Raw genomic sequence first — 25,658 nt, 5'->3', positions numbered from 1 at the left:
AGGCTAGGATCAAGATCAATGCAGACCAGGCTCGCCATCATCGCAGCTCTGCCACGCGAGATTGCCTCGCTGGTGCGGGGCCTCAAGCCGCACCCGGCGTTTCGGCCACGTGCGGTATTCCTGTACGAGATTCCTGGTGCCATCGTCGTCGCTGCAGGCATGGGGCGGGGCCGCGTGACGCTTGCCCTCGAAGCGGCGCGGACCATTGCTCCGATCGAGACGGTCATCTCGACGGGACTGGCCGGGGCCTGCACCGCGGAACTGCTTCCGGGAACGGTCGCGGGTGCGTGCACCATCATCGATATGCACACCGGCGAACGGTTCTTTGCGAGTGAGCCTTCGCCGCACACGCTGGTGACCAGCGACAGCATTGCGGGGATCGTGGAGAAGAAGCGATTGGCTGACACCTACAGCGCGGCCCTGGTTGACATGGAGGCCGCGACGCTCGCGCGCCTGGCGCACGCACATTCGCTACGCTTCCGCGTACTCAAAGCCGTCTCCGATGGCCATGACTTCGAGCTGCCTTCGCTCTCGCTGTTTGCCGATCGCGATGGCCACTTCCGCACTGGCGCCTTTGCGCTGCACACGGCACTGCATCCCAGCGAGTGGCGACGGGCTGCGCTGCTGGGGCTCGAGAGCTCGCGGGCGTTGAAGGCGCTCGACGTTGCGCTGCGCGCGACCATCGCGGAGCACGAGTAACGGTCTCCCCGCGTCGATCTAGAAACGGTCAGCTAGTAGATGGTCCGCGACGCGAATGGCGTTGGCGATGATCGTCAGCGATGGGTTCACCGCACTCGACGAGGGGAAGAAGCTGGCATCGACGACATACAGGTTGTCGAGCTCGTGCGCTTTGCAATTCTCATCGAGCACGCTGGTGGCGGGGTCGTGGCCGAAGCGGCAGGTGCCGTTCTGGTGGCCCACGCCTTCGAGCGGAATGCGCTTCTTGAAGTAGGCGTGGAAGGGAAGCGAGGCGTCGGCGTGGCCGGCGCGCTTGAGTACATCGACCCAACGGTCCTTGAGGCGCTCGAAGCTCTTCGTGTTGTTCGGCGTGTAAGTGAGGCGGATGTGGCCTGGCGTCGCGGTCGTGACCGCGGAGGCCATGTTGGAAGGACTCTTGCCTGATGCGGGATGCGCTCCCGCGACGCCGGGGGAGATGTCGGTGTGGGAACTCGGGGATGCGTTGCGGAGCGTTACGCGATTGTTGGGATCGGGAAGGTCCTCGGTGGTAAGCCACCAGGGAACGGCGTGGTGGCGCATGCCTTCGAGGACGAACTCCGGCGTCATGGGCGGAGCATCGCCTTTCATCATCTCGTGATGAAAGCTGCCGACGGGCTGCACCTGGCCGAGGGGATATGGGTACGCCGGATCGGGATCACGCAGGTAGAAATCGTTGGTGCCCCAGGTCTTCATGTAGGCGTCTTCGTTGATCTTGGTGGAGATCGCGAGTAGGGCATCCGCCTGGTGATACATGAAGTTGCGGCCTACCTGTCCGGAGCCGTTGGCAAGGCCATTGGGGTGCTTGTCATTCGCGGACTGCAGCAGGACCACGGCGGAGTTCACGGCTCCGGCACAGAGCGCGACGATGTGGCCTTTGTACTGTTCGATGCTACGAGAGTCGGCGTGCTGGACCTCGACCGCGGTGACGGCCGTGCCGCTGGCGTTGGTGATCAGACGGAGCACGCGGGCGCCGGTCAGCAGCGTCACATTGTCGAGGTGCATGATCTCGCGAATGCAGTTGATGTCCGCATCGGATTTAGCGTGGACGAGGCAGGGGTAGCCGTCGCAGGTGTCGCAGCGCACGCATTTGGAGGCCACGGGATCCGTCGCGTCGCGTTTGAGACCCAGCGGGATCGGGAAGGTGCGCACGCCCAGCTTGCGGACTTCGGCCTCAATGGCGCCCATGCGGTCTTCGTTGCTGAAGGCAGCGTAGGGGTAGGGCTTGGAGTGAAAGGGTTCGGTGGGATCGAATTCGCTCAGCTGACCGCCGGCGACGTGAGCGCCGTTGCCGAGGTCGCCATGGACGTGGAAGAGTTCCTCGGCACGAGTGTAGTACGGCTCCATGTCTTCATAGCGGATGGGCCACGCTGGCGAGATGCCACCCTGGTGGATGACTTCGCCAAAGTCTTCGGCGCGCATGCGGAACATCGCTGCGCCATAGACCTTGGTCTGCCCGCCGACGAAGTAGGCCTGCTGAGGGTGAAGCTCCTTGCCGTCGCGGTCGTGCCAAACCTCGTGGGTGTGGTAACGGTTGTCGAGGAAGACAGCAGAGGTGTCCCAATTCAGCTTCTCCTGAGGGAGAAACGGACCTCGTTCGAGGATGAGGATGCGTTTGCCTGCGCGTGCCAAGTGCAGCGCCAGCGTGCCTCCGCCTGCTCCGGAACCGATGATGATCGCGTCGTACGGATTCGCCATAAAGGCTCAGATGCAGGTCGCGGGGTACGTCGTCGAGTTCACGGCGCTCAGTTCACGAGCCAGTCATACTGTTCGTCGCTGAGCGGCACCACGGAGAGCCGGAACTGACGGAAGAGCAGGGAGCCCTGGAAGACGCCTGCCTCGCGGATCTCCGCGAGCGGTTTCTCGCGCTTGAGGCGCTTGCCAGCCTTCAACGTGACGATGGGCGTCTTGCCATCCTCGGCGAGCTTCACGGAGACGACCTTGGCCGTGCCGATGGCAGCCTTGCCTACGTTGGAGTGGTAGATGACGGCCATCTCGCCCTTCTTCATGTTGCGAAGGGTGATGAGCGCTTGCGGGTTCTTGATGCCATCCCACACGGTCTCGCCGTCGCGCAGCAGGTCGTCGTAGGAGTACTTGTCGGGCTCGCTCTTGAGGAGGTAGTGCATGGGTATACGTTATCCGTTATGCGTTATGCGTTGTACGTGTCGAGGCTGCCTGCGGGTCACTCTACGCACAACGTAGAACGTATCACGCACCTCGCTTTGGCCTTCAGCCACCGAGATCGAGCAGAGTGACTGGCGGCATGGGCCGCCCAAGGAAGTGGGTTCCAAGCCGCTGGAACTTCTCGACCGAATCCGTAGCGAAGCACTCGAAGGTTGCGGGAGCGAGGGGAGTTGCAGGCCCGTGGGCTCCGAGCGCATGCGACGTGACCTCCGCGGTAGCATGCGCGGCATCGACCACCACAGCATCGGAGCCAAGTTCGCGAAGGGCAGCCTCGATCGCCGGCGCGATCAGCGGGTAATGCGTGCAGCCGAGGATGACTGCCCGGGGAGCGCAACGGCTTAGAGCCTCGGCGAGGTAGATCCGAATCACGTCGCGGGTTACGTGATGGTCCGTCCAGCCTTCCTCGACCAAGGGCACCAGGAGCGGACAAGCGACTTCCACGGCGCTCAGGTCAAGCTCCGCGCAGGCTTCCAGGTAGGCGTGGGATTGCACCGTTGCAGTGGTGGCCAGGACAAGAACCTCGGGGCGCGTGGCTTCGATGCTGATCCCGGCGGAGCGGATGAGATCGTGCGCGGATTTGGCTCCGGGCTCGATGACCCCGATGACGGGGATCCGCACAGCGGCGCGGATGTCTTCCAGCGCGAGGGCCGTGGCGGTGTTGCAGGCGATGACCAGCATCTCCGCGCTGCGGGATTCGAGGAAGCGCGCGGCCTCCACGGCATAGCGCGCGATGGTGGCCCGGGATTTGGCGCCGTAGGGAAGGCGTGCGGTGTCGCCCAGGTAGACGTAGTGCGCGTTGGGGACGAGCGGCAGCAGGGCGCGCAGCACCGTGAGGCCGCCAAAGCCGGAGTCGAAGACGCCAAGAACGGGCATCGCGCTAGTGACCTGAGGCTGCGGTGGTGGTGTCGCGCACGGGATACAGCCGCAGGAGGTCCGCGTGGCCGGCAAGCGTCTCGCGCGGCTGGCCGTCGACAAGGAAGCGCACCTGTTCGATCTGCGGCAGGTTCGCATGGAGCGTGCCGATGATCGATTGCAGCGTGAGCTGCTCGACCTCAACGCCTGAGGGGTGCGAGTTCACGAAGGAGCCGCGAAGGTTGATGACCGCGAGCTCATCCCCGGGAGATTGCGGTTGCAGCGCGCCGGCTTCCGGCGCGACGAGGCTGGTCGGAGTGCGGCCGTCAGCTCCGGTTTTGGCGGAGGGATCAATGCTGTAGCCCACGACCGGCAGCGGGACGAAGAAGACATCGTCCACCATGGCGCCCGGAGACAGCGGATGCGACGAGCCTTCAAGCGCATATTCCGCGGCAAGATGGTCGAGCAACGCGCGGGCGCGGGCCGTCACTTCGCTGGGCAGAGCGATCTGCCGCTGCTGGGCAGTGATGCTGCCGTCGTCGTCGCTGGCGAGGTCCATGGTGATGGACTCGGTGGTGGTGTAGGGGGCGTCGATGGGGGTGTTGTCCGCCAGCTGCGAGACGCGGTCGCGTGCCTTCTGGCGCTCATAGAAGAGCAGCAGGCCCATGCCTACGATGCACGCGACCAGGCACCAGAAGACGATTCGCTGATGTCGCTGGATCATGGATTGCTCTCCGCCGGTGTCGTCGTGGCCGGGGTTGCGGTCGGAGCGGGCGCAGGCAGAAGGCGCACTGGCGGCTGCGCCTGGTGCTGCCAGAAGACCATGGCTCCGGCGATCGCCTCACTGATCTTCTGTTGATACGAGGAGTCGGTGATGGTGGCGGGGTCGTCACCGCTGGGAGCCAGTTCGACGACTACGGCGGGGCAGGTCAGCGAATCGACGGGGCGGACGGCGGCGTTGCTCGAGACGAGGACCACGCGGGAACGATCCAGTGCTGTGGCGATCTGCCTCCCGAGCTTGCCGCTCTCGCCAACCCAGGCGGCCTGCGCGGTGAGCCAGGGCTGCAATGCGAGTTCCCCAGCGGAGGGCGCGATGTCCGAGGTGTAGAGGTGGACTCCCGAGCCGGCCCCTGTAGCGTGCAGTAGAAGGCAGGCGACGGGGCGCTGGTGGTTGGCGATGCCGGCACGGTCGTCAAGCGAAAGAGGAGTCGAAGGGGAGCTGGGTGAGGTCGCCGCATCGCTGTCGCGGGTCATCACGACCGTGAAGCCGCGCGAGGTGAGCAGCGAGCGCAGCTTGAACGCGAAGGCCAGCGTCACGTCTTTCTCCACCAGATTGTCGCTGAGGCGAGACCCGCTGTCGATGCCGCCATGTGCGGGGTCGAGCACCACGACGCCGCGGTTCATCGGGACGGAGACAGGCTGCGCAGGCGCGGCGCTGGATGCAGCCGGACTCACTGCCGGCGTCGCGTTCTGCGCGAGCAGCGCCGTCGAGGCGATCAGGAGTAGCAGGAAGGCGGCCGGTCGGCGCTGGAGGTCTGGGAAGGGCATGCGGGCGTCGGGTTGATTGTAGCGGGTTACCTCCCGTTTGGATGCACATCCGGCTCCGGCCGCTGCCAGCGCCCGGTAGAGTCCGTTAGACTCGTCCCTATGCGGGTCTTCGGTGTCGATTGCGGGACGGAGTTCACCGGCTACGGCGTGGTGGAGACCGACCGCGAGTCTCGCATGCCGAAGCTGCGCCCGCTGTGCTCCGGAGCGGTGCGGCTGAACAAAAAACACACCACGGCGGTACGGCTCGCACAGGTGTACGCCGAGCTGACCGCGCTGATGCAGCTGTGGCAGCCGGAGATCGTGGCCATCGAAGAGGTCTTCTTCTCGGCGAATGCGAAGTCGGCGCTGAAGCTGGGGCAGGTGCGTGGCGTTGCACTGCTGGCTGCCGCCAACTGCGGGTTGCCGGTTGCGGAGTATGCTCCGCTGAAGATCAAGAGCTCGGTGGTGGGCTATGGCCTCGCGGCCAAGGAGCAGGTGGGATTCATGGTGGCGCGGCTGTTGGAGCTCGATGAAGTGCCGCAGCCGGCGGACGCTGCGGATGCGCTGGCGATCGCTATTTGCCACATCCACCATGCGCAGACGGCCGAGGCGCTCAAGCGATGAAGGCCTGCGTCGCTGTCGCGGGTGGCGCGATGCTGCTGGCGCTGGCTTCGCTGGCGCAACAGCCGATGTCGCAAGAGATCCCGTTACCGCGTAATCTTTCGACGACGCTGCTGCTTCCCATCGACACCATCGTCTTCGACTTTCAGCGCGCCGAACTGGAGCCGAGGCGCTGGGGGTTCGAGATTCATGCCGATGGACACGGTCGCTACTACGCGCAGGCTGCGGAAGCGATTGCGGCACCTTCCTGGCAAGAGGTGACAGCGAGCAAGCCCACGATGGAACGGCTGCTGGCCGGAGCGCAGCACGGCGAAAGCTGCGAGACCAGGGCAAAGCACATTGCCAGCACCGGGCAGAAGACCCTGAGCTATGTGCATGGCGACGCGTGGTTCACCTGCACGTTCAATTACTCCGATAATGACGCGGTGATGAAAGCATCGGACGCTTTTCAGGCGATGGCAGCGACGATCCAGTTTGGCGTGCGTTTGCAGCGGGAGCAACGATTTGACCGGTTGGGCCTCGATGCGGAGATGACGAGCCTGGAGGATGAGGTCAAGGCGGGCCGCGCGCTGGAGCTTGCGAACATCGCTCCCGTGCTGCGCTCGCTTGCGGAGGATGCGCGTGTCATCGACCGTGTACGCCGCAGGGCCGCGCGCATGCTGGAAAGTGTGGCTGCGGAGCAAGACAGCGCGAAGGAGGCGCCGGCGCGATGAAGAGGATGATGTGGCTGCTGCTGGCGATGGGGTTGACGGCGCTGGGTGCTCGGGCTGGACGCGCGCAGGAGACGGTTTGTCCGTTGCATGGGACGGGCACCGAATCAGCCCACACAGACCGTTGCCTCTACTTCACCATGGAGCGCTTCGGCGTGATGGTGCCTGCATACACCGTTGCGGTGCGTGAGGATGGCAAGCTGAAGTACTGGGAGAATGCCGATGCGGGCTCCGCCCTTGCGCAGCGCAATCCATGGCTGCCGTTGAGTGCTGGGACGACCCAGCTGCTTCTGGCTGCCGAGGCCAACGTACGCTCCGGGGCCTGCATGGCGCATGTGCGCAACCTTGGCTTCGGCGGCAAAGCAACCATGATCGCGTGGTCTTCCGCAGGGCGTGCGACCTGCAGCTTTGTGAGCTCCAGCGATCCGGCGGTGAGCTCGGCTGCGACTACGTTTCAGGCCATCGCGGAGATGCTGCAAGGGGGCGAGCGGCTCGACCGCGATCATCACGGCGACCGGCTCGGCATGGAGCGGGACCTTGATGAGCTGATCGAAAAGGCGAAGGCGGGGAAGGCCATCGAGCCGCAACTGATCGCGGTCGCATTGGAGTCCATCGCCAACGACGATGCGGTGGTCGACATCGTGCGCCAGAAGGCCTTAGGGCTGCTTCATCCCGCCGCAGCTTCGGCTTCGAGCGCGCGATAAAGCTTGGCCATCAGCTCCAACGAGACAGCCTCGGAACGCACCTGAGACGCCAGTTCGGCAGGCCAGGCTGCGGCGAGTTGCTGCGACGTGTAACCCGCAGCACGCAGGTTGTTGGTCAGCGTCTTTCGCTTCTGCGCGAAGCTCGAGCGCAGGAATTTGTTGAAGCCTTCGGGCTCGACCTGCAGCTCGTCGAAGCGCGGGGCGAAGTCCAGCCGCAGCACCGTGGATTCGACTTCTGGCGGCGGCGAAAAGCTATTTGGTCCAAGCGTAAACAGGTTCACGACGCTGGCGTGCAGCTGGGTGAAGGCCGAGAGCGGACCGTAGTCGCTGGAGCCGGGGCCCGCAGCGATGCGCTCCGCGACCTCGCGCTGCATCATCACGATGGCTCGCCGCAGCAGGCCTTTTCGTGCTGCGGCGAAGAGATGCAGCAGGATATCCGAGGTGATGTAGTAAGGCAGGTTGCCCACAACATCGATCGTCCCGGTGACACCGTCCGAGTCCTCGGGAACAAACGCGTTGAGGTCCGTTTCCAGCACATCGCCGTGGTGGATGGTCACGTGCGGCTGCTCGCGAAAGCGGAACGTCAACTCGCGAAAGAGCGCGTCATCGAGCTCGATGCAGTGCAGGCGCTGAGCGCGCTCGGCCAGCAGCGCGGTGATGGCGCCGTGTCCGGGGCCAATCTCGACGACGGTACGGTGACTGATATCGCCGAGCGAGCCTGCAATGCGGATGCATGCGGCCTCATCGACGAGGAAGTTCTGGCCTAGCTTCGGCTTCTTCACATCTATCAGGATAGTTCAGGGCGTTTCACGATAGTGGAGTCAAGGGCTTGCGGCGAATCCCATAGTACGCGGGGATTCCCGCGAGGATCACTCCGGCTCCGAGCGTGGAGGTGAGCGGCTGGTCGAAGAAGCTGAAGACCAGCAGCAGCGCGGCCGCTGCGATGAACAATGCTGGCACCACGGGATAGCCGCTCACGCGATACGGGCGCGGAGTGTTCGGCTCGCGATGGCGAAAGACAAAGACCGTCGCGGTGGTGAGGGCGTAGAAGAGCCACTCCGAGATGATGGCCAGCGAGAGCAGCGCCTGAAAGCGCCCCACTACGAGCAGGAGGATCGTGCTCAGCGCAGCTTGCAGCAGCAGGCTTACCCACGGTGTGCGAAAGCGTGGCTGAATGCTGGCGAGCGCCTGGGGTAACAGGCCGTCCTGCGCGGCAGCGAAGGGCACGCGAGCCCCCGAGAGGGTGCTGCCAACGAAGGTTGCGGCAATGCTTACGGCCATGCCGATGCTCACGAGCGCCGCGCCCCAGGGACCTGCGACGAGTTGGAGTGCCTGGACTGCGGGCCGCTGCGACTGGGCGATCACGCTGGCTGGAAGCACATACTGGATAGCCGCGTTGGTCAGCATGTACAGCACGCCGACGAGCGCGACGCCTCCTACGAGGGCGCGGGGGAGCGCACGTTGGGGATCTCGTACCTCGCCTGCAAGCTGCGAGACGTCCGACCAGCCGTCATAGGCCCACAGGGCCGCGACCAGGGCGATCATGAAGCCGGCGAAGCCGCCGCGCGCGCCTGCGAAATGCGTGCTGAAGTTAGCGAAGCTGCCGTGTGAGCCTGCGGCAAAGCAGAAGCCCGCTATAGCCAAAATCAGGGAAACTTTGAGCCATGTCAGCAAAGTCGCCAGATTTGCAGACTCCAGCGTGCTGACGATGTTGAGGCCGGTGATGAGCCATGTCGCGGCGATGGCCATGACCTGCGCCCAGGTCATGTGCAGCGCTGCATTGTGTTCGAGGAAGGCGAAGGCAGGGAAGTTGCCGAGCACGCGCATCAGCCCGGCTGCGATGGTGGCGATGGACGCGGGCTTGGCGATCAGCGTCCACGTCCACGTATAGAGAAAGGCTGTGAGCGGGCCATAGGCGTCGTGGAGGAAGGCGTACTCACCGCCGACGCGTGGCTTCATCGCGGCCACTTCGGCATAGCTCATCGCGCCGAAGAGCGAGAGCAGGCCGCCGACGATCCACACCGCGTAAACGCCGCTGGAACTGCCTACCGCGGCCATCATCTCGCGCGGGACGAGGAAGATGCCCGAACCGATGATGATGCCGACAACGATGGCCGCGGCGTGCTTCGTCGTCAGCAGACGCGGGAGTTCGTTGTGGCCGGGGCGCTCGCTCATGCTGGTCGGAGGAATCAGCTTGAGGGTAGCACGCTGTCCTCGGGACAAAGCTAGATGTAGAAGCGTTCCTCCTTCCAGTCAAATGGAGCCGAGGGCTTGCGGCCGCGCAGGAGGTAGATGTTGTGGTGCTCGAAGGGCATGGAGTAGGCGTCCTCCATCTCGCCGACGATCGTCACGGAGTCGTACTTCTGGGCGAGTTCTTCGGGCTTGTCATGAATCAGTGCGATGACGAGGTTGGGATCGCAGCCATGCGTGCCCCAACCCCAGTAGCTGTTCTGTCCGCTCAATGCGGGCGGCAGGCCGAGGTGGTCCTTGCGACTGAAGAAGTCAATCGCACCGGCTTCGCCATAGTTGCTGCCGAAGATGCACACCCGCTTTTGATCGGCAGCGGAGAGTGAGTCATACGTGCGCTTGACGATGCCGACTTCGCGCTCCCAGCCGAAGCGGTCGGCATAGAACTGCGGTAGCGGCCCGGTGGCGGAGCGTTCCGTGTTGTCGTGCGGCAGATGCATTGCTGTGGTGTAGCGGACCCAGGTGGCCGGTGCAAGCACAGGGCTCGCCATGGGAAGGATGAGCAGCGTGGTCACGATGAGCACGGTCGTGAAGATGGGGAATCCGACAAGGCGTTGCTCTCGAACCCGCGTGGTGTCGCGGAAGCGATGCTCCCACGCAATCGCGCCCGCCGCGAAGAACGCGGGGTAGATGCCCTCGAGGTAGTAGTCCTTGGCGTGAGCAGCGAACATGATGGCGTAGAAGAAGAGCATCGTTGCGCCGAGCCAGCGGCCATTGCGAATCGATTTTCCGCGCAGAAGCGCCACCACGCCAGTGATCCAAAGCAGCGCATTGACTGGCTGCATCGTCGAGAACTGGGCAAGGAAGAACGGGATGGGGCCGAGGATGACGTTCTTGTGATGAAGGCGACCGTTTTCGAGAAACTCAAGCGTGGGCCAGTGGTTATGGATCTGCCAGAGGACGTTGGGTAGAGCGATCAGCAGCAGGAGTGCGACGGCGAGTGCGGCCCAGCGAGTGAAGAGGATCTTTCGCTGTGGTGTAACCAGCAGGCCCAGCCCCAGCGCTACCAGGAAGAACGTCATTGAGGGTTTGTTGAGCAAGCCGACGCCCGCCACGATGCCGAAGAAGGTCCACCAGCCTGCGGATGATTCTCCGCGCAGGATCATGATGATCGCGAGTACGCACGCAGACCAGAACGAGGCCTCGCAGGAGTTCATCGAGAGGAAACCATCGACGCCGATGTACTGAGGTGTGAGCATCAGCCCCAGCATCGCGAGCGCCTGCGCGGGACGATGGCCGCCCAACGCCCAACAGATCATGCCGCCGAGAAAGACCATCACCGCACCGGCGCAGGCGGACAGCACCCGGATACCGAAGACCGAGGTGCCGAAGAGCATCTCCGTGAGCCGCGCTTGCACCGCGACGATGGGGCCCTGGTCGACATAACCCCAGGCGAGGTGATGCCCGCAGGCGAGGTAGTAGAACTCGTCGCGGAAGTAACCGTAGCCTATATGCGTGCTCCAGAGGGTGAGCGCAAAGGTGAGGAGCAGGTTCGCTACGGCAAAAGTTGCGGCGAGACGCAACGCTGCACTGCGCTCGAGGTCGTAGGGGCGCACAACGGTGGAAGAGGCCATCACAAGAGAGAGTACGCTGACGATGCGCGGAGGTTCCGTAGGAATTTTTGCAAGCCCTCTGGCGCATCCTACAATCGACTGGCAGCGCATCCCCTTGCATTCAAGGGGTGAGGCACGGAGGTAAGGCATGGAGTGGACGCCCGGAAACATGAGCGGGGACATTGAGGACCGTCGCGACGACTCAGGAGGAGGCTCGGGAGGTGGCGGATTCGGGTTCGGTGGGGGAATCGGGATCGTCGGCTTCCTTGTGCTGCTCGTCATCAGCCTGTTGACCGGTCGCAACTTCCTGGGGGCGTTCCTGCACGGTGGCTCGGTGGCTCCGGTGGAACAGACGCAGCATATCTCACCAACGCCCCGGGCGGGGACCGGCGAGGATCGCGATGCGCACCTCATCAGCTTCGTCCTTGATGACGTGCAGAAGACGTGGACGCAGGAGTTTGAGCAGCAAGGCAAGACCTATCGCCACGCCAAGCTGGTGCTCTTCCGCGGATCTACCTACTCCGGCTGCGGTACAGCTCAGGCTGCCACGGGTCCGTTCTACTGCCCGGCCGATGAGAAGGTCTACATCGACCTCGACTTCTGGGATGATCTGAAACGCTTCGGCGGAAGCACGGCCGACTTTGCGCAGGCCTATGTCATCGCACATGAACTGGGGCATCACGTGCAGAAGTTGCTGGGCACGGAACAGAAGGTGACGCGGCTTGAGCAGCAGGAACCATCCCAGCGTAACCATCTCTCGGTTGACGTGGAGCTACAGGCGGATTGCTATGCCGGTGTTTGGGCGCACTCGGCGCAGCAGCGAGGCATTGTGGATCCGGGGGATGTTGCGAATGCGTTGAACGCGGCTGCGGCGGTCGGCGATGACCATCTGCAGAAGATGTCCGGGCGCGCTGTAAGTCCGGAGAGCTGGACGCATGGATCAAGCGCTCAACGGCAGCACTGGTTCACGCAGGGTTTCCAGAGCGGCCAGATTTCCAGCTGCAACACCTTCGGTGGGAGTCAACAGTAGTCACGAGGATGCGCCTCGCCGGCGCCATGGGTAGAGAACCGTGTAGGAGGGAATCGCCGTGGCTGTGGCTTTCCGGACGCTGAGCAGCTTCCGCTTCACGAGCCACTGCACGGAACTCTGCGCCGAGCTGCGTGACAACCCCGTGCTCTCCGCGAGCTCCTGATAGCTGATTGCGACGGTTGCGGTCCGTCGGGCAGTCTCCCCGGCTAGCCACAAGTACACGAGGAAGGCCGCAGGCTTGCGGTCGTGGCCGGTGAGGTCACGGAGCAGTGTGTCCAGGACGTAGTGATCTATGGCAACGGTCTTGTCTGGAAAGGCAGTTTTGTCTGGCATCGCTATACCGATTACGAGTATAGCGATGATTGGACAATTGCGGCGATGCGAAGGCGCCCCTATTCTCCAGTTCAAGGAGGAAGGCATGATTCGTGGCATCAAATTTGTAAGCGTTCCCGTTCGCGATCAGGACGCAGCGCTGGAGTTCTGGACGGAACGGTGTGGGTTCAAGGTTTCGACCGATCAGCCGTTCAATGAGAAGCAGCGGTGGATCGAGCTGCTCATTCCGGGAGCCGATACCGGCCTTGTTTTGTTTACCCCGGAAGGACACGAAGATCGTATCGGAGGCTTTCAGCCGATCTCATTTCACTGCGATGATGTGTTCGGTACAGCGGCGGCGATGAAGTCGAGGGGCGTGGAGTTCGCTAAAGACCCCAAGAAAGAACCGTGGGGCACGAGCGCGATCTTCAAGGATCAGGACGGGAACATGTACGTACTGAGCAGTCGCTGAGACCACGCTGCGGTTCTCGATGCTAGGATGCAGCCATGCGATGCCTTCTCCTCTGGATCATGGCTGGCGCGGCATGGTCTGTATGTTCGGCGCAAACCATTACACGCGTCATCGTCTTCGGCGACAGCTATTCGGACATAGGCCGCGGCTATGTGGATGGCAATGGTCCTACAGCGGTCGCGTACCTCGCGCAACACCTTGGCTCGACGATGGTGCCGTCGAACGCGAAGAAGCTCCAGGGCAAGAGCGTGAACTTTGCCGTGAGTGGCGCGCAGACGGGCGAGGGGAGGGGCTTCGACACCGGTGGCTTCCTGCTCGGCTTCGGCATGCAGGACCAGGTGCAGGAGTTTGCGGAGATGTTGAAGAAGGGAAGCCTGACCTTCGATCCTGCGACGACACTGTTCTTTCTCGCGGGAGGGCTCAACGACGGAAGGCGCACCACCGACGACACCGTTAGTAACCTGACCGGCGAGATTGCGATCCTGTATTCATTGGGAGCGCGGCGATTCGAGGTCGCGGACTTGCCTGTGAGCATACCGGGGTTTCACAACGTTGCCGCGCGCCTGAACCCTTCGCTGGTCATGATTCCAGCGATGATGAAGCCGAAGCTGCACGATGCTGTCATCCGCAACTCGCAGTGGGGAGACTTCTTTGATGAGGTGATGGCACATCCAGCGAAGTATGGAATCACTAACACGACGGACCGCTGCGCCGGCCGCGAGATTCGTCACGAAGACACCACGCCGTGCCCGCGCCCGGATACGTACTTCTACTACCACGCCGAGCATCCCTCGACGGCGACCCATCGGGCCGTGGGCGGGATGTTGTACGAAGAGCTGAAGCGGTACGGAGACGTTGCGTCGAGATAGCCCGAGGAGCGCTAGCTTTGGATATTCACCAACTCGCCTGCGCCGTTTCCGTCCTCACGCTCGGCGAAGTGCCGGCGGATCTTCTCCGTCGTCGCTTTGTTGGTGACGGCGAGTAGAGCGTCTGGGTTCCGCTGTGCGGCCTGCTGCAGCGCACGCACACTGCCGAAGTGCTCCAGCAATCGCTGCCGCGTGATGGCGCCCACGCCCGGAATCTCATCGAGTTCGCTGGTGCGATCGCGCATCTCGCGCCGCTTGCGGTGATAGTTGATGGCGAAGCGATGGCTCTCGTCGCGGATCTTCTGGATGACGTGCAGCACCGGCGACCGGCGATCGAGAATGACCGGCTCATCCTCCTGGCCATAGACGTAGATGATCTCTTCTCTTTTCGCGATGGAAGCCAGCGGCTGCGTGGTCAGGCCTAGCTCCTCGAGCGCGTCCGCCGCAGCATGCAGTTGCCCCAGGCCACCATCGATGAGGATCAGCGACGGCAGCACGGAGTCCTTACCTGTGGGCTGCGCTCCGTTGGCGAACTTCGCATAGCGGCGCAGCAGGATCTCGTGCATGGATGCGAAATCATCGACCCCGGTAACCGTCTTCACCTGGAATTTGCGGTAATCGGCCTTCTTCATCGCGCCCTTTTCCCACACGACCATCGACGCCACGGTCTCGGCGCCCTGGATGTGCGAGATGTCGAAACACTCGATTCGCTCAGGAAGTTCTGGCAGCGTGAGTGCGTCCTGCAGCGACTCCTGGATCGCCTTGATCGACGGTTGCAGCACGCGGAAGCGCTGATCGTAGGATTGCTTTGCGTTCTGGCAGGCGAGGTCTACGAGGGAGCGCTTGTCGCCGCGCTGCGGCACCGCAAGCTCGATCTTGCTGCCGACGCGTTCGCGGAGAGCCTCGGCCAGGAGATCGCGGTCCGGGAAGTCCACTGGAGCATAGATGTGCTTCGGTACGTAAGTCTGATCGAGATAAAGCTGCTTGAGCAGGGCAGAGAAGAAGGTGGCTGGAGAGAAGTCTGATTGAGTTGGGAGCGGAGAGTCTTGAGTTGCGAGTTGATTTCCTGCTTCGAAGGGCGAGGCGAGCACGGAGTGTTCTTCGCTGATCTCGGAGTCAGCGGCGATCTCAGGTGCACTGTGGTCAGGTTCGGGTTCGAGCGCGCGGTCGCTGGTAAGGTCGGAGTCTTCGGTGCTATCAGAGAGTGCGTCCTCGTCGGAGATGAGGCTGATGTCGGCGATCTCTGGCAGCTCTTCCCAGAACATCTCGCGACGGTCGACGATTTTTCCTCCGCGCAGGTGAAAGAGGTTCACGGCGAGCATCTGGTTCTCGAAGTGGAAGCCGAAGACGTCGACGTCTTCCTCGTCGGTGGAGGCCACGCGCTGTCGGTCCTGCGCCTGCGATACGGTGATGAGCTGGTCGCGCAGGCGGGCTGCGAGTTCGAACTGCATGTTCTCCGCGGCGACCGCCATGCGCTCGTGGAGGCGTGCTTCGAGCTCCGTGGATTTGCCTTCGAGGAAGAGCTGCACGTCGCGGATGGCTAGGCGGTAGTCCTCGGTAGAGATCAGATCTTTGACGCAGGGCCCGAGGCAACGCTTGATGTAGTACTGCAGGCAGGCGCGCGGGTGATAGCGATTCAGGTCAACCTTGCAGCTGGGGATGAGAAAGCTGCGATGGATCAGGTCGACGAGCCGATGCGCGAGATTGCCGGGAAAATACGGGCCGAAATACGCGGAGCCATCTTTGCGCAGACGCCTTGTGACGAAGACCTTAGGGTGACGGTCCCCGAGCGTGAGCTTGATGTACGGGTAGGTCTTGTCGTCGCGCAGCAGGATGTTGAAGCGCGGCTTGCGCTGCTTGATGAGGTTGTTCTCGAGCCCCAGCGCCTCGCGCTCGTTGCCAACGAGGATGTACTCGATGTCGACGGCTTCGCGCATGAGCGAGCCGGTCTTGGCGTTGGCCTGGGAGGCCGCGAGGAAGTAGCTGCGCACGCGGGCGCGCAGGTTCTTTGCCTTGCCGACGTAAATGACCTCGCCCTCGGCGTTCTTGTAGAGGTAGCAGCCAGGTCCTGTTGGCAGTGTCCGGATTTTAGCGAGCAGGTCCACGCGTCGTCAGCCCATCTTCTAGTGTAGATGGGGCTGCGAAAAGTCGCCTATTCAGAGCGCAGCTGGAGATACACGATCCACAGAAGCGCCGAGGTCACGATGACCCAGGCGAGCTGGTACCAGTAGAAGAAGGGGAAGCCCAGCAGTGCGGGCGTGGCGCGGTTGTACATCTGCGGGAAGCAGAGGAAGACGTACGGGAGCGCTAGCAGAAAGGCGATAACACCCTTCTGCGTAGCGGACTTCTTCGCCCTGGTGGGTTCGCTCATCGTCGACTCCGTTGCGTCCTTCCCCAGCAGCTTACCATCCGCGCAGCCCACGGCTGTACGATGGAAGAGATGAAGGAACAGGAACTTCCGCGCGATGCGGAGCTCGAGGCCAGCCTGGGGCGTGCGGCAGCGATCATGGCCCGGTTACGTGCTCCGAATGGCTGTCCCTGGGATCTAGAACAGACCTTTGACAGCATTAAGCGGCACACGCTGGAGGAGGTTTACGAGGTCTTCGACGCGATCGAGCGGCGCAACTTTGCGGACCTCAAGGATGAGCTCGGCGACCTGCTGCTGCAGGTGTTGTTCTATGCCCAGATAGCCTCGGACGAAGGCCGCTTCACGCTGCGCGAAGTCGCGGACAACCTGAGCGCGAAGCTCATTCGCCGTCACCCTCACATCTTCGGCGATGTCGAAGCAGCAACGCCCGATGCGGTGCTGCGGAACTGGGAACAGATCAAGGTTGAGGAGAAGAAGGCGAAGGGTGAGGACGCCGACGGCCCACGCTCGCTGCTGGACGATGTTCCTCGCTCCATGCCCGCGATAATGGAGGCGACGAAGATTGGCTCGAAGGCCGCGAAGGTGCACTTCGACTGGCCGGATGCGCAGGGTGTGCTGGCGAAGGTGGATGAGGAGCTGGCGGAGGTTCGCGCCGAGCTCGAGGCCAACGATCGCGAGCGCATCGAATCCGAGATCGGCGATCTGCTGTTCTCGGTGGTGCATCTTGCGCGGCATCTCAAGGTCGATCCGGAGCAGGCACTGCGCGGGACGAATGCACGGTTCCGCGCTCGATTCGCAGCCATGGAGCGCGCTGGCGAGGCGAAGGGGATTGAGCTCGCGGGAATGAGTGCGGATGAGCTCGAAGCACTCTGGGCTGAGGCCAAGCGTGGCCTCGCGAAAGATCAAGCTGTACCAAAAGAAGGAGAGCGCGCATGAGCGCTATGGAAGCGGCTCAGACCGCTGTTGAAAGATCGTCGCCGGAGATCGAGATCCGCGCCGTTACAAGGCTGGACGAGTGCCTGGAGTGTCTGGAGATCGAGCGCGAAGTGTGGGGCTACGATCCAGAGGATCTGATCCCGTCGCGCATGTTCCTGCTGGCGTCGCGCATCGGTGGGCAGGTGCTGGGAGCCTACGTCGATGGCAAGCCAGCGGGCTTTGCGATGGCTTTGCCAGGCGAGCGCAATGGCCACCCGTATCTGCATTCGCACATGCTGGGCGTGCTGGCTGAATATCGCAACCTGCGCATCGGTCAACGGTTGAAGCTGGCGCAACGCGACGAAGCCTTGTCACGCGGTTTCGAGCTGATGGAATGGACCTTTGATCCGCTGGAGATCAAGAACGCGCACATGAACATCACTCGCCTGGGCGCTGTGGTGCGGCGTTATGCTCCGAACTTCTATGGGCCTTCGAGTTCACCGCTGCAGGGTGGGCTGCCCACTGATCGTGTGTACGCCGAGTGGTGGCTGCGCTCGGAGCGTGTGGAGCGCGTGCTGCGGGACGATGCGCCAACGTACGAGATCGTCGAGCGAGTTGAAGTGCCGAGCAAGATCTACGAATGGAAGGCGCAGCCGGAGCATCGCGACGAGGCGCTGGCGGTACAGAGCCGCAATGCGAATGCGCTGCAGGCGGCATTTGCTCGTGGGCTTGCTGTGGTTGGATACGATCGCAAAGCTGACGGCGATGGAGCGTATTTGCTGGGCGTGTGGAGCGATGCTCCAGCCAATGTCGCGGACTACAGCAAGTAAGTGCTGAACAAGATCGAACGTAACGAAGGAAGTTGGGGAGAGACCATGAAGATCGATGCCATCCACATGCGTGAGCTGAATATGCCGCTCGCGCACCCGTTCGAGACAAGCTTCGGTGTGACCACCGGCCGCCGCGTGTTGCTCATCGAGATTGAAGCCGACGGCCTGAGCGCTTGGGGTGAGTGCGTCGCCGGCGAGCACCCGTACTTCTCCGACGAGATGATCGACACGGCGTGGATCATCACCGAGACCGAGCTGATTCCGCGGCTTCTGAAGGCCGAGATCGGCAGCGGACGCGACTGCCCAGCGATCTTCGAGCAGGTGCGCGGGCATCGCATGGCCAAGGCTGCGCTGGAGAACGCGGTGTGGGAGCTGCACTCGCTTGAGCGCGGTATCCCGCTGGCGAAGCTGCTGGGCGGCACGCGGGAGAAGATCCCCTGCGGTGTGTCCATCGGGATACAGTCCTCACCCGAGAAGCTGATGGAAGTCATTGCGCGCGAGGTTGCGGCGGGTTACCAACGGATCAAGCTGAAGTGCAAGCCGGGTTGGGACGAGACCATCTTCGCGATGGCTCGCGAGCGCTGGTCGAAGATCATGCTGAGCTGCGACGCAAACTCCTGCTATCGGCTCGAGGACGCAGACCGCATTGCCAAGTGGGATCGCTTCAACCTGCTGATGATCGAGCAGCCGATGTGGTACGACGACTTCTACTTCCATGCGACGTTGCAGAAGAAGATGAAGACGGCGATCTGCCTGGATGAGTGCATCCGCAATCGCCGCGATGCGCGAGCTGCGCTGGAGCTGGGTAGCGGCAAGATCATCAACATCAAGGTAGGCCGCGTAGGCGGATTCACGGAAGCCATCGCCATCCACGACATCGCGCGAGAGAAGAACATTCCCGTGTGGTGCGGTGGGATGCTGGAGACCGGCATCGGTCGCGCGCAGAACATCGCGCTCTCGTCGCTGCCAAACTTCTCGCTGCCGGGCGATGTCTCCGCGTCGGCTCGTTACTGGTCGGAGGACATCATTGAGCCGGCTGTGACCGTGAGCGCGCAGGGTGAAATCGTTGTGCCGACGACGCCGGGCCGTGGCTACGAGATCGTGCGCGAGCGCATCGAGCGCCTAACCGTGCGTCAGCGGACCTTGCGGCGCAATGCCGCGGTCAGCGCATAAATCGAGAGACGTTATCGCGTCGCCACCTGCATGGAGAGCAGCAGCTTCACCGCTTCTTCCATGCTTACCGGTGCGGGAAGCGCTTCGAAGTCGCTGGCGGTCATGCGGTCGTTCATGGCGATGCTCTTCACTACCACGCGCATGTTCAGGTGCATGTCCAGGCGGGAGTAGACCCAACGGTCTCCGGCGGGATTGGCCTGCTCCAGCGCGAGCGTGCCGCCGGGATAGATCTTGCCCACGATCCCCCAGCCAAAGCTGACGGGCTTCAAGACATGGGCTTCGATGCGGACGACGCGACCTGATCGCGCATCGATCCATAGGCGGCCTTCAATGCCAGTGAGCATCTCCGCAGCCATCGACGGTGGGTGGAATGCCGGGTTCGGCTTGAAGTCGATGGCGACTTGTAGCCCCGTGTACCCCTGCCATTGCGGTTGACCGGGCACGTAGCTAAAGAGCATGGCGGCAGGCATCTGCTTGACCAGCGACAGTGTGTCCTGGCGGGTGCCAGCGTCGCGCTTGTGATGGCGCGCGAACTCGGCAGGATGATCCAGGACGTCGCGCAGGCGCTGCTGCTCTGCCGCATCCTCCGTGGCCGTCAAGGGCTGGCCGTTGCGTTCCACCAGCCGTGCCACGCCGCCCTGAGGAGTCTCGATCTCCACCCGCACAGTGTCGGACTTGGCGTCGATTTTATGGACGCGGAAACGCAGCGGCTGGTGGCCGTCATCGTCGATCACCTTGAGTTCATGGGAGACGGCGGCGTCCACCCAGGAGCGTGGCGGTCTGCTGAGTGGACCTGACGATGTGGGTGCATTGGCTTCCTGCGCGGCGCGCTCTGCACCTTGCAGGAAGAAGCCAGTCGCCCAGGCGACGTGTTGCGCCAGGATGAAAAACATTGCGGTACAGAGAACTCCAGCCGGGGTGCAGAGACCCTTTCCAGTACGGACATCCTCACTGCGAGCCAAGGGAATCTGCTTCGAATCGGTCAACCCAGCGTGCCTCTCTCTTAGTTTGACGCATGATCGCCGCCGAGGACGGATTGTGCGCACTTGCTCTGGGGCAGTATAGTTGCGGCAACAGCAGTCCTGCGGAGACACCTTCAGCCTTGCGGCTGTGACGGTGCCGTCGCCCCCGGCGCACGGGCCGAGGGGGAAGTGTGCCTGACGGCAACGCAGATTGCATCCAACCTCTCGGGCGGGTCCACCTCCGTGAGTCACAGGGAAGGGCGAAGTCGAATGAACTCAACCGAAGGCGCGACGATCATCGGTGCCAACACAAAGGTCCAGGGAGAGTTGAGCGGTACGGAGAGCCTTCTGGTCCAGGGAGAAGTCGAAGGCACGATCAATCTGCCTGGCGGCATGGTCACCATCGGGGAACAGGGCCGCGTACGCGCCAACATCTTTGCGCAGGACATTCTTGTCTCGGGCCGTGTTCACGGCGACCTGCTGGCCACTGGCTCCGTGCAGCTCCGCTCCAGCGCGATGGTCCTGGGTGATATCACCTCTCCGCGATTCACGATCGAGGAAGACGCCATGCTGCGGGGCCATGTTGAGCCCGCTGTAGCCACCGGTGTCGCCGTGGCCGAGACTGCAACACATCACGAAGGTGGAACGTTGCCGGCGGCTCTAGCTGCGGCGGAACGCCAGATCCACGAATCGACCACAGGTGCATCGAGCGACCACGATGGCGACCTGTTCACGACTGGCGGGAGCGACGCTCCCTCGCACTCCTGATCGCGGGCTACGCTTCGCGGAGGCAACGATCGCATGTTGGGGATCTTTCGTAGGGATCAGTCCAATGCTGCCAGGCAGCCGGAACGCTCGTCGCGGCATTCGCGCGGATGGACGGGGCTGCACAAGCATCTGCAGTCGCACGAGTCATTGCGGGTGCTGGACTTCGGGGCGACTTCGCCCTCGAACATCAACTATCTGACGTCGATGGGGCACAGCGTTTACATGGCCAACATCGTGCAGGACGCGAGCCGCCCGGAGTGGTTCCTGCCTGCAGTCGAAGGCGCAGCGCCGGAGTATGACGTCGAGCGCTTTGTCGCGTCGAATCTGGACTTCTCCGGACGCGACTTCGATGTGATTTTGTTGTGGGATACGGCGGATTACCTGCCCAAACAACTGGTGTCCGCGGTGTTTGAGCGGTTGCGCGAGGTCCTTCGTCCGGATGGCCGCCTGCTGGCGTTCTTTCATGGCAAGGCGGACGGTCCGGGCACTGGATTTTCGCGGTACCAACTCACCGACACCGAAAATCTGGACTTGATCGAGACCGGTGAGTTTCCCATCCTGCAGGTGTATCCGACGCGCCAGATCGAGAAGTTCTTTGAAGGCTATGCCAACACGCACTTCTATCTCGGCAAGGACAACGTGCGTGAGGTTATCGCGGTCCGATAGTTGGAACATGGTTCCCCGGACAAGAAGAAAAGCCGCCAGAAACGGCGGCTTTCGTTCCTGATCGAAAAAACTAAAGATTACTTAGCCGAGGAGTCAGCCTTGCTGGTCTTCTTGCGGCTCTCGGCCCAACGACGCTTCTGAGCCTCCGCGATGCGCTTGCGTCCCTCCGGCGAAAGCTTACGAGTGCGCTTGGTGGTGGGCTTGGGTGCATTTGTGCTTCCCTTTGGCCGGCCGCGGCGCTTGGTAACAGTGACAGTGGTGCCGCTGATAGTGACCAGAGCCGATCGGGCCTCTTGCAAACGCTTAATTTCGGCGTCGATCTCACTCAAAATCTTGCTTACATCCATTGGAATTCCTTCCAGAAGTCGATATTTTGCAATCCAGCTCCGCCAAATTTTGCAATGACATTAACTCTATGCCAGCTGCACGGCATGCGCAATGAGGTGGAACCTAATCTTATCCCTAATAAGACGCGGGTGGGGCGTAGTGAGTTAGCCGCGAGATACGTTTTTGTCACGGGATGCGGTTCGGCATGCTTTGTGGAGGTGCGAGACGACTCGACTATCCCCCGTTCGGCCGTTGAGCGGCAGGTGTCATCCAGAGTGCTATTCTCAACGCGATGCGTGCGATACCTCTTCGAGTCTGGCTGCTAACAGTGCTCTCCGGAGTGCTGCAGGCTCTTCCGTTTCCCATGGAGGGCGCAGTGCCAATATGGCGCAGAGCTTTCTGCTGGGTCTGCCTGGTGCCGCTCTTGCTTGCGGTACGAGAGCTTGTGCGTGTGGGTGAGAGTTTCCGCTGGTTTCAAGCTGCAGCGGTTGGCTATGTGTGCGGCGTGGTTTGGTACTTTAGTAATTGCTACTGGATCCAGGGCACGATGCAGCTCTATGGCGGTCTTCCTGCGCCAGCCTCCTGGGGCGTGCTGCTTCTCTTCTCGCTGTATCTCGGCCTCTATCATGCACTGTTTGCGGCTCTTTTGTGGCAGGCGCATCGGCGTTACGGCTGGTCAAGCTCTCTATTGCTCTCTCCCATGCTTTGGGTCGCGGTGGAGTTGGCGAGGACCCAGATCACGGGCTTTCCCTGGGACTTGCTGGGTTACACGCAGGTGGACCATCTTCTTCTCAGTCGATTAGCTCCGATCACCGGCGTCATGGGACTTTCGCTTCTCGTCGCCGCGGTAAACATCCTATGGTTGCTGCCTTCCGCGCGGGGCATGTCGATCACCGGCCGAAGGCTTGGATTCGTTGCTACATCCGCGCTGGTCTTGCTGCTGTCGGTTTCGGCGCGATGGTTTCCGCCGCCGGTGGATCCCCAGGGACATTCTGCCGTGTTACTGCAGGACAACCTGAATATCGGAGGGGTGGCGCAGCCACTTAACGGTCGCGAGGAGACCAGGTCGCAAATGTTCGAGTCTTTTGTGGCCCTCAGCGAGTCTCCGGCGGTGAGCGCGCAGACACAGGACCACGCGGGCTATCCGGACGTAATTCTCTGGCCTGAGGCTCCAACAGACTTCTTTGACGAAGATCCGCAGTTTCGAGCGATTCTAAGATCGCTGGCGGCGAACTCGCATGCCACGGTCATCGCTGAAGATGTAACTGCAGCGCCCACCGATCCTGACGGCACTCGTCACCTGTATAACTCGGCGCGCCTGACGCCTCCAGCGGCTGGCGATGGCGGGCGCTACGACAAGATGCACCTGGTTCCGTTTGGCGAGTACACGCCGTATAAGCCATTGTTTTTCTTTGCTGGCAAGCTGCTCGATGACCTCCCCTTTGTGCCCGGGCAGTCGCGCCATGCACTGGAGAGCCAGGGGCACCGCTATGGTGTCTTTATCTGCTATGAATCGATCTTCGGGGATGAGGTGCGCGATCTTACCCGGGACGGAGCGCAGGTCCTCGTGAATCTCTCGGATGATGGGTGGTACGGAGATTCCAGCGCGCCATGGGAGCATCTCGATATGGCGCGCATGCGGGCGATCGAGAACGACCGCTGGCTGCTGCGCTCCACCAACACCGGGGTGACCGCCGTCATCGATCCCCACGGGCGGATGACGGCACAGCTTCAGCGCCACGTGCGTTCTTCGCTGGCTGCGAACTTCGGATTTCGGGATGGCCTCACGATCTACGCGCGCTTTGGCGACTGGCTCGGCTGGTTGTGCGCCGCGGTTTCCGGAGCGGTCGTGGCTGCAAGCTTTTTCGCTCGTCGGCCGGTACACTAGAAGGATTGCCGCGCCTGTCGGCGCGCAGAGTTACCACCGTTCGCAGAAAGATTTGATTGATGCTGAGTGACCTTGAATTTCTCTACTCCCCGGTTCGCGAGAAAGTGCGCGATCTGCGGGAGTATCTTTGACTCGTCTCGCCGAAAGACAGAACTAGCCTCCGTCGAGGAGAAGATCTCCGACCCGTCCGTGTGGGCCGATGCGGCAAAGTCCCAGCCGTTGATGCGCGAGCGCAAGCGGCTCGAATCTCAGATAGCGCATGATGCCGAGCTCGAGCGCCGCACCAATGACATCGACGCCTACTTCGAGTTGATGCGCGAGGGCGAGACGTCTGTTGAGCCCGAACTGCAGCGCGAGATCGAAGCGCTGGCCAAGCTCACCGAAGAGCTTGAGTCCCGCACGATGCTGAGCGAAGAAACCGATGCGCTCAACGCGATCGTCACGGTGCACCCCGGCGCCGGCGGCACGGAGAGCCAGGATTGGGCCGAGATGCTCATGCGCATGTATCTGCGCTGGGCCGAGCGGCAGGGCTTCAAGACCGAGATCAACGAGCTGCAGGATGGCGACGAGGCCGGCATCAAGTCCGCGACGTTCACCATCACGGGCGAATACGCCTTTGGCATGCTGACGGGCGAGACGGGCGTGCATCGGCTGGTGCGTATCTCACCGTTCGACTCGGCCAAGCGCCGCCACACCAGCTTTGCCAGCGTGTTCGTCTCGCCGGAGATCGATGACTCCATCATCATCGACATCAAACCGGACGATCTGCGTATCGACACGTACCGCTCGGGAGGTAAAGGCGGTCAGCATGTGAACACCACGGACTCGGCGGTGCGCATCACGCATCTGCCAACGGGCCTGGTTACTGGCTGCCAGAATGAGCGCTCGCAGCATAAGAACAAGGAGCGCGCCATGAAGATGATGCGTTCCAAGCTCTACGAGTACGAGCTGGACAAGAAGAAAGCGGCCACGCGCAAGATCGAGGATACGAAGCTGGAGATCAACTTCGGCTCGCAGATCCGGAGCTATGTGCTGCAACCGTATCGCATCGCCAAGGACCTGCGCACGCGCGTAGAAGTGGGAGATGTGGATGCGGTGCTCGATGGAGCGCTGGAGCCGTTTATCCGTGGCTTCCTGAAGATGCGCCGTGAGGGCGGCGTTCCGGCAGCTATCGTGGACGACGACGAGGTATAGAGGAACGGATCACGCCTGAGATCTGGAATCCCTAAGATCCAGGCGTGGCCTAGTCTCCCTTGCCCTCGAGCCAGCGATGCAGCCAGCTGATGTGCAGGTTGAACCTTAGCGCGGTATAGCTCAGGATTTCGTGGAGTATGCGCTCGGTCGCGTCGATGTCATCGAGGTGGCCGATGACTTCGCGGGGTGAGGTGTAGACCTCAAGCCCGGCGCGCTCGCACAGCAACTGGATCCTGAACAGGTGCGTGCCGTCGCTGACGACGACGATCTTGTTGAAGTGCTCGCGCTCGGCGATCTCCTTCAACCGTGCGACCTGCTGCTCGGTGTCGAAGGACTGTGTCTCCGCGATAATGTGATCGAAGGGCACACCCTGTGCAAGGAGATAGTCCCGGCCCACGCCGCCTTCCGTCTTGCCGGAGTCTTTGTCGCTGCCGCCGCCGAGGGTGACGATCATGGGCGCGATGTCGCGGTTATAGAGCGAGACCGCCTTATCGAGCCGCGCGTGTAAGACCGGAGAAGGACGGCCGGCGTACTCTGCAGCACCAAAGACGGCGATCGCGTCGGCGTGTTGGGCATTATCGACCTGCGCCGTGGTTTGGATCTGGTGATAGACCCAACCGAACCAGCCCGCGGTGATGAGCAGGCAAAGGATCACAAGGTCGCGAAATAGGCGACCGGCCAGACTCGATTTGCGGCGTTTGCCGCCGGATTTAGTGTTGGCGCTCATCGTTCGTATGCAGCAGTGCGCATGTGCGGGAGTCTGTGTAGTATCGCT

General features: G+C 62.3%; 28 protein-coding genes. 14 read left to right on the top strand and 14 right to left on the bottom strand.

What is annotated here, in order from left to right:
- Nucleotides 1-18: 18 nt before the first annotated feature.
- Entirely contained in the window at nucleotides 19-699 is a 681-nt protein-coding gene (locus AC5E6W_RS12685) for a phosphorylase family protein (RefSeq protein ID WP_491752674.1), read from the top strand.
- Between the two features lie 18 nt (nucleotides 700-717).
- Here AC5E6W_RS12685 and AC5E6W_RS12680 read toward each other — a convergent pair whose 3' ends face one another.
- From AC5E6W_RS12680 to AC5E6W_RS12660, 5 genes are all read right to left on the bottom strand, one after another.
- Entirely contained in the window at nucleotides 718-2,412 is a 1,695-nt protein-coding gene (locus AC5E6W_RS12680; RefSeq protein WP_491752673.1) for a GMC oxidoreductase, read from the bottom strand.
- Between the two features lie 47 nt (nucleotides 2,413-2,459).
- On the bottom strand, nucleotides 2,460-2,840 hold the full coding sequence (locus tag AC5E6W_RS12675) for an EVE domain-containing protein (RefSeq protein WP_491752672.1): 381 nt from the start codon (nucleotides 2,838-2,840) through the stop codon (nucleotides 2,460-2,462).
- A gap of 103 nt (nucleotides 2,841-2,943) precedes the next feature.
- Nucleotides 2,944-3,771: a glutamate racemase gene (gene murI / locus AC5E6W_RS12670; protein ID WP_491752671.1), complete on the bottom strand. Its 828-nt coding sequence runs from the start codon at nucleotides 3,769-3,771 to the stop codon at nucleotides 2,944-2,946.
- Between the two features lie 4 nt (nucleotides 3,772-3,775).
- The gene (locus tag AC5E6W_RS12665) at nucleotides 3,776-4,474 is read right to left on the bottom strand and encodes a GerMN domain-containing protein (RefSeq protein WP_491752670.1); all 699 of its coding nucleotides are present in this window, start codon (nucleotides 4,472-4,474) and stop codon (nucleotides 3,776-3,778) included.
- A complete protein-coding gene (locus AC5E6W_RS12660) occupies nucleotides 4,471-5,298 on the bottom strand; it encodes an N-acetylmuramoyl-L-alanine amidase family protein (protein WP_491752669.1) in 828 nt (275 codons plus the stop codon). The genes AC5E6W_RS12665 and AC5E6W_RS12660 overlap by 4 nt, the downstream gene beginning before the upstream one ends.
- Before the next feature lie 99 nt (nucleotides 5,299-5,397).
- On the opposite strand from AC5E6W_RS12660, the gene ruvC reads away from it, so the two are divergent.
- Genes ruvC through AC5E6W_RS12645 form a run of 3 tightly spaced genes read left to right on the top strand, consistent with a single transcriptional unit; the run spans nucleotide 5,398 to nucleotide 7,312 of the window.
- Complete coding sequence (ruvC, locus tag AC5E6W_RS12655; protein WP_491752668.1) at nucleotides 5,398-5,901, top strand: crossover junction endodeoxyribonuclease RuvC; 504 nt, start codon at nucleotides 5,398-5,400, stop codon at nucleotides 5,899-5,901.
- Nucleotides 5,898-6,611 carry a hypothetical protein gene (locus tag AC5E6W_RS12650; protein WP_491752667.1) on the top strand — a complete coding sequence of 238 codons (714 nt, stop codon included), beginning with the start codon at nucleotides 5,898-5,900 and terminating at the stop codon, nucleotides 6,609-6,611. Before ruvC ends, AC5E6W_RS12650 begins: the two co-directional genes overlap by 4 nt.
- Nucleotides 6,608-7,312 (top strand): hypothetical protein, encoded by a 705-nt coding sequence (locus tag AC5E6W_RS12645; protein WP_491752666.1) that lies wholly within the window; start codon nucleotides 6,608-6,610, stop codon nucleotides 7,310-7,312. The genes AC5E6W_RS12650 and AC5E6W_RS12645 overlap by 4 nt, the downstream gene beginning before the upstream one ends.
- Here AC5E6W_RS12645 and rsmA read toward each other — a convergent pair.
- The 3 genes from rsmA to AC5E6W_RS12630 are packed head-to-tail and all read right to left on the bottom strand — an operon-like array spanning nucleotide 7,276 to nucleotide 11,133.
- Complete coding sequence (gene rsmA / locus AC5E6W_RS12640; protein ID WP_491752665.1) at nucleotides 7,276-8,094, bottom strand: 16S rRNA (adenine(1518)-N(6)/adenine(1519)-N(6))-dimethyltransferase RsmA; 819 nt, start codon at nucleotides 8,092-8,094, stop codon at nucleotides 7,276-7,278. The genes AC5E6W_RS12645 and rsmA overlap by 37 nt on opposite strands.
- A 25-nt stretch (nucleotides 8,095-8,119) precedes the next feature.
- Nucleotides 8,120-9,487, bottom strand: a complete 1,368-nt coding sequence (locus AC5E6W_RS12635; protein ID WP_491752664.1) for an APC family permease — start codon at nucleotides 9,485-9,487, stop codon at nucleotides 8,120-8,122.
- 50 nt (nucleotides 9,488-9,537) lie between these two features.
- Nucleotides 9,538-11,133, bottom strand: coding sequence for an ArnT family glycosyltransferase (locus tag AC5E6W_RS12630; RefSeq protein ID WP_491752663.1), 1,596 nt, complete (start codon nucleotides 11,131-11,133; stop codon nucleotides 9,538-9,540).
- A gap of 127 nt (nucleotides 11,134-11,260) precedes the next feature.
- Between AC5E6W_RS12630 and ypfJ the strand changes: the two genes are divergently transcribed.
- Nucleotides 11,261-12,142 carry a KPN_02809 family neutral zinc metallopeptidase gene (gene ypfJ, locus AC5E6W_RS12625; protein ID WP_491752662.1) on the top strand — a complete coding sequence of 294 codons (882 nt, stop codon included), beginning with the start codon at nucleotides 11,261-11,263 and terminating at the stop codon, nucleotides 12,140-12,142.
- Here the strand turns inward: ypfJ and AC5E6W_RS12620 are convergent, their stop codons facing one another.
- Nucleotides 12,143-12,475, bottom strand: a complete 333-nt coding sequence (locus tag AC5E6W_RS12620; protein WP_491752661.1) for a helix-turn-helix domain-containing protein — start codon at nucleotides 12,473-12,475, stop codon at nucleotides 12,143-12,145. It lies immediately after the preceding gene.
- An 85-nt stretch (nucleotides 12,476-12,560) separates the two neighbouring features.
- On the opposite strand from AC5E6W_RS12620, the gene AC5E6W_RS12615 reads away from it, so the two are divergent.
- Both AC5E6W_RS12615 and AC5E6W_RS12610 read left to right on the top strand, forming a co-directional pair.
- Nucleotides 12,561-12,926, top strand: coding sequence for a VOC family protein (locus AC5E6W_RS12615; RefSeq protein WP_491752660.1), 366 nt, complete (start codon nucleotides 12,561-12,563; stop codon nucleotides 12,924-12,926).
- Nucleotides 12,927-12,961: 35 nt separating this feature from the next.
- Nucleotides 12,962-13,795 carry an SGNH/GDSL hydrolase family protein gene (locus AC5E6W_RS12610; RefSeq protein WP_491752659.1) on the top strand — a complete coding sequence of 278 codons (834 nt, stop codon included), beginning with the start codon at nucleotides 12,962-12,964 and terminating at the stop codon, nucleotides 13,793-13,795.
- An 11-nt stretch (nucleotides 13,796-13,806) separates the two neighbouring features.
- On the opposite strand, the gene uvrC is transcribed toward AC5E6W_RS12610, so the two are convergent.
- Together uvrC and AC5E6W_RS12600 are read right to left on the bottom strand one after the other, a co-directional pair.
- Nucleotides 13,807-15,897, bottom strand: coding sequence for an excinuclease ABC subunit UvrC (gene uvrC, locus AC5E6W_RS12605; RefSeq protein WP_491752658.1), 2,091 nt, complete (start codon nucleotides 15,895-15,897; stop codon nucleotides 13,807-13,809).
- 47 nt (nucleotides 15,898-15,944) lie between these two features.
- Nucleotides 15,945-16,163 carry a DUF3311 domain-containing protein gene (locus tag AC5E6W_RS12600; RefSeq protein ID WP_491752657.1) on the bottom strand — a complete coding sequence of 73 codons (219 nt, stop codon included), beginning with the start codon at nucleotides 16,161-16,163 and terminating at the stop codon, nucleotides 15,945-15,947.
- 69 nt (nucleotides 16,164-16,232) lie between these two features.
- Between AC5E6W_RS12600 and mazG the strand changes: the two genes are divergently transcribed.
- From mazG to menC, 3 genes are read left to right on the top strand one after another with little or no spacing between them, the layout of a single operon-like run.
- On the top strand, nucleotides 16,233-17,096 hold the full coding sequence (mazG, locus tag AC5E6W_RS12595) for a nucleoside triphosphate pyrophosphohydrolase (protein WP_491752656.1): 864 nt from the start codon (nucleotides 16,233-16,235) through the stop codon (nucleotides 17,094-17,096).
- A complete protein-coding gene (locus AC5E6W_RS12590; protein ID WP_491752655.1) occupies nucleotides 17,093-17,905 on the top strand; it encodes a GNAT family N-acetyltransferase in 813 nt (270 codons plus the stop codon). The genes mazG and AC5E6W_RS12590 overlap by 4 nt, the downstream gene beginning before the upstream one ends.
- A gap of 45 nt (nucleotides 17,906-17,950) precedes the next feature.
- On the top strand, nucleotides 17,951-19,078 hold the full coding sequence (menC, locus tag AC5E6W_RS12585; protein ID WP_491752654.1) for an o-succinylbenzoate synthase: 1,128 nt from the start codon (nucleotides 17,951-17,953) through the stop codon (nucleotides 19,076-19,078).
- Between the two features lie 11 nt (nucleotides 19,079-19,089).
- Here menC and AC5E6W_RS12580 read toward each other — a convergent pair whose 3' ends face one another.
- Entirely contained in the window at nucleotides 19,090-19,971 is an 882-nt protein-coding gene (locus AC5E6W_RS12580; protein ID WP_491752653.1) for a hypothetical protein, read from the bottom strand.
- 339 nt (nucleotides 19,972-20,310) lie between these two features.
- Here AC5E6W_RS12580 and AC5E6W_RS12575 point away from each other — a divergent pair, with 339 nt between their 5' ends.
- Both AC5E6W_RS12575 and AC5E6W_RS12570 read left to right on the top strand, forming a co-directional pair.
- Nucleotides 20,311-20,808, top strand: a complete 498-nt coding sequence (locus AC5E6W_RS12575) for a bactofilin family protein (protein WP_491752652.1) — start codon at nucleotides 20,311-20,313, stop codon at nucleotides 20,806-20,808.
- A 33-nt stretch (nucleotides 20,809-20,841) separates the two neighbouring features.
- Entirely contained in the window at nucleotides 20,842-21,474 is a 633-nt protein-coding gene (locus tag AC5E6W_RS12570; protein ID WP_491752651.1) for a class I SAM-dependent methyltransferase, read from the top strand.
- Nucleotides 21,475-21,551: 77 nt separating this feature from the next.
- On the opposite strand, the gene AC5E6W_RS12565 is transcribed toward AC5E6W_RS12570, so the two are convergent.
- Nucleotides 21,552-21,821 carry a hypothetical protein gene (locus AC5E6W_RS12565; protein WP_491752650.1) on the bottom strand — a complete coding sequence of 90 codons (270 nt, stop codon included), beginning with the start codon at nucleotides 21,819-21,821 and terminating at the stop codon, nucleotides 21,552-21,554.
- A gap of 272 nt (nucleotides 21,822-22,093) precedes the next feature.
- Here AC5E6W_RS12565 and lnt point away from each other — a divergent pair, with 272 nt between their 5' ends.
- Nucleotides 22,094-23,689, top strand: coding sequence for an apolipoprotein N-acyltransferase (lnt, locus tag AC5E6W_RS12560; RefSeq protein WP_491752649.1), 1,596 nt, complete (start codon nucleotides 22,094-22,096; stop codon nucleotides 23,687-23,689).
- A 59-nt stretch (nucleotides 23,690-23,748) separates the two neighbouring features.
- Nucleotides 23,749-24,883, top strand: a protein-coding gene (gene prfB, locus AC5E6W_RS12555) for a peptide chain release factor 2 (protein ID WP_491752648.1) whose coding sequence is annotated in 2 segments (ribosomal slippage) — nucleotides 23,749-23,817 and nucleotides 23,819-24,883 — 1,134 coding nt in all. Because the reading frame shifts where the segments join, the coding sequence is not laid out codon by codon here.
- Nucleotides 24,884-24,932: 49 nt separating this feature from the next.
- On the opposite strand, the gene AC5E6W_RS12550 is transcribed toward prfB, so the two are convergent.
- On the bottom strand, nucleotides 24,933-25,610 hold the full coding sequence (locus tag AC5E6W_RS12550) for a YdcF family protein (RefSeq protein ID WP_491752647.1): 678 nt from the start codon (nucleotides 25,608-25,610) through the stop codon (nucleotides 24,933-24,935).
- Nucleotides 25,611-25,658 lie beyond the last annotated feature (48 nt).

It is taken from the genome of Bryocella sp. (genome assembly GCF_058498515.1).
This window is presented reverse-complemented; position numbering and strand designations above follow the sequence as displayed.

Excerpts from the sequence above, each read along its gene's own strand:
- AC5E6W_RS12685 (WP_491752674.1), top strand. The coding sequence starts at position 19 with ATGCAGACCAGGCTCGCCATCATCGCAGCTCTGCCACGCGAGATTGCC.
- AC5E6W_RS12680 (WP_491752673.1), bottom strand. The coding sequence starts at position 2,412 with ATGGCGAATCCGTACGACGCGATCATCATCGGTTCCGGAGCAGGCGGA.
- AC5E6W_RS12675 (WP_491752672.1), bottom strand. The coding sequence starts at position 2,840 with ATGCACTACCTCCTCAAGAGCGAGCCCGACAAGTACTCCTACGACGAC.
- murI (WP_491752671.1), bottom strand. The coding sequence starts at position 3,771 with ATGCCCGTTCTTGGCGTCTTCGACTCCGGCTTTGGCGGCCTCACGGTG.
- AC5E6W_RS12665 (WP_491752670.1), bottom strand. The coding sequence starts at position 4,474 with ATGATCCAGCGACATCAGCGAATCGTCTTCTGGTGCCTGGTCGCGTGC.
- AC5E6W_RS12660 (WP_491752669.1), bottom strand. The coding sequence starts at position 5,298 with ATGCCCTTCCCAGACCTCCAGCGCCGACCGGCCGCCTTCCTGCTACTC.
- ruvC (WP_491752668.1), top strand. The coding sequence starts at position 5,398 with ATGCGGGTCTTCGGTGTCGATTGCGGGACGGAGTTCACCGGCTACGGC.
- AC5E6W_RS12650 (WP_491752667.1), top strand. The coding sequence starts at position 5,898 with ATGAAGGCCTGCGTCGCTGTCGCGGGTGGCGCGATGCTGCTGGCGCTG.
- AC5E6W_RS12645 (WP_491752666.1), top strand. The coding sequence starts at position 6,608 with ATGAAGAGGATGATGTGGCTGCTGCTGGCGATGGGGTTGACGGCGCTG.
- AC5E6W_RS12635 (WP_491752664.1), bottom strand. The coding sequence starts at position 9,487 with ATGAGCGAGCGCCCCGGCCACAACGAACTCCCGCGTCTGCTGACGACG.
- AC5E6W_RS12630 (WP_491752663.1), bottom strand. The coding sequence starts at position 11,133 with ATGGCCTCTTCCACCGTTGTGCGCCCCTACGACCTCGAGCGCAGTGCA.
- ypfJ (WP_491752662.1), top strand. The coding sequence starts at position 11,261 with ATGGAGTGGACGCCCGGAAACATGAGCGGGGACATTGAGGACCGTCGC.
- AC5E6W_RS12620 (WP_491752661.1), bottom strand. The coding sequence starts at position 12,475 with ATGCCAGACAAAACTGCCTTTCCAGACAAGACCGTTGCCATAGATCAC.
- AC5E6W_RS12615 (WP_491752660.1), top strand. The coding sequence starts at position 12,561 with ATGATTCGTGGCATCAAATTTGTAAGCGTTCCCGTTCGCGATCAGGAC.
- AC5E6W_RS12610 (WP_491752659.1), top strand. The coding sequence starts at position 12,962 with ATGCGATGCCTTCTCCTCTGGATCATGGCTGGCGCGGCATGGTCTGTA.
- AC5E6W_RS12600 (WP_491752657.1), bottom strand. The coding sequence starts at position 16,163 with ATGAGCGAACCCACCAGGGCGAAGAAGTCCGCTACGCAGAAGGGTGTT.
- mazG (WP_491752656.1), top strand. The coding sequence starts at position 16,233 with ATGAAGGAACAGGAACTTCCGCGCGATGCGGAGCTCGAGGCCAGCCTG.
- AC5E6W_RS12590 (WP_491752655.1), top strand. The coding sequence starts at position 17,093 with ATGAGCGCTATGGAAGCGGCTCAGACCGCTGTTGAAAGATCGTCGCCG.
- menC (WP_491752654.1), top strand. The coding sequence starts at position 17,951 with ATGAAGATCGATGCCATCCACATGCGTGAGCTGAATATGCCGCTCGCG.
- AC5E6W_RS12580 (WP_491752653.1), bottom strand. The coding sequence starts at position 19,971 with ATGTTTTTCATCCTGGCGCAACACGTCGCCTGGGCGACTGGCTTCTTC.
- AC5E6W_RS12575 (WP_491752652.1), top strand. The coding sequence starts at position 20,311 with ATGAACTCAACCGAAGGCGCGACGATCATCGGTGCCAACACAAAGGTC.
- AC5E6W_RS12570 (WP_491752651.1), top strand. The coding sequence starts at position 20,842 with ATGTTGGGGATCTTTCGTAGGGATCAGTCCAATGCTGCCAGGCAGCCG.
- AC5E6W_RS12565 (WP_491752650.1), bottom strand. The coding sequence starts at position 21,821 with ATGGATGTAAGCAAGATTTTGAGTGAGATCGACGCCGAAATTAAGCGT.
- lnt (WP_491752649.1), top strand. The coding sequence starts at position 22,094 with ATGCGTGCGATACCTCTTCGAGTCTGGCTGCTAACAGTGCTCTCCGGA.
- AC5E6W_RS12550 (WP_491752647.1), bottom strand. The coding sequence starts at position 25,610 with ATGAGCGCCAACACTAAATCCGGCGGCAAACGCCGCAAATCGAGTCTG.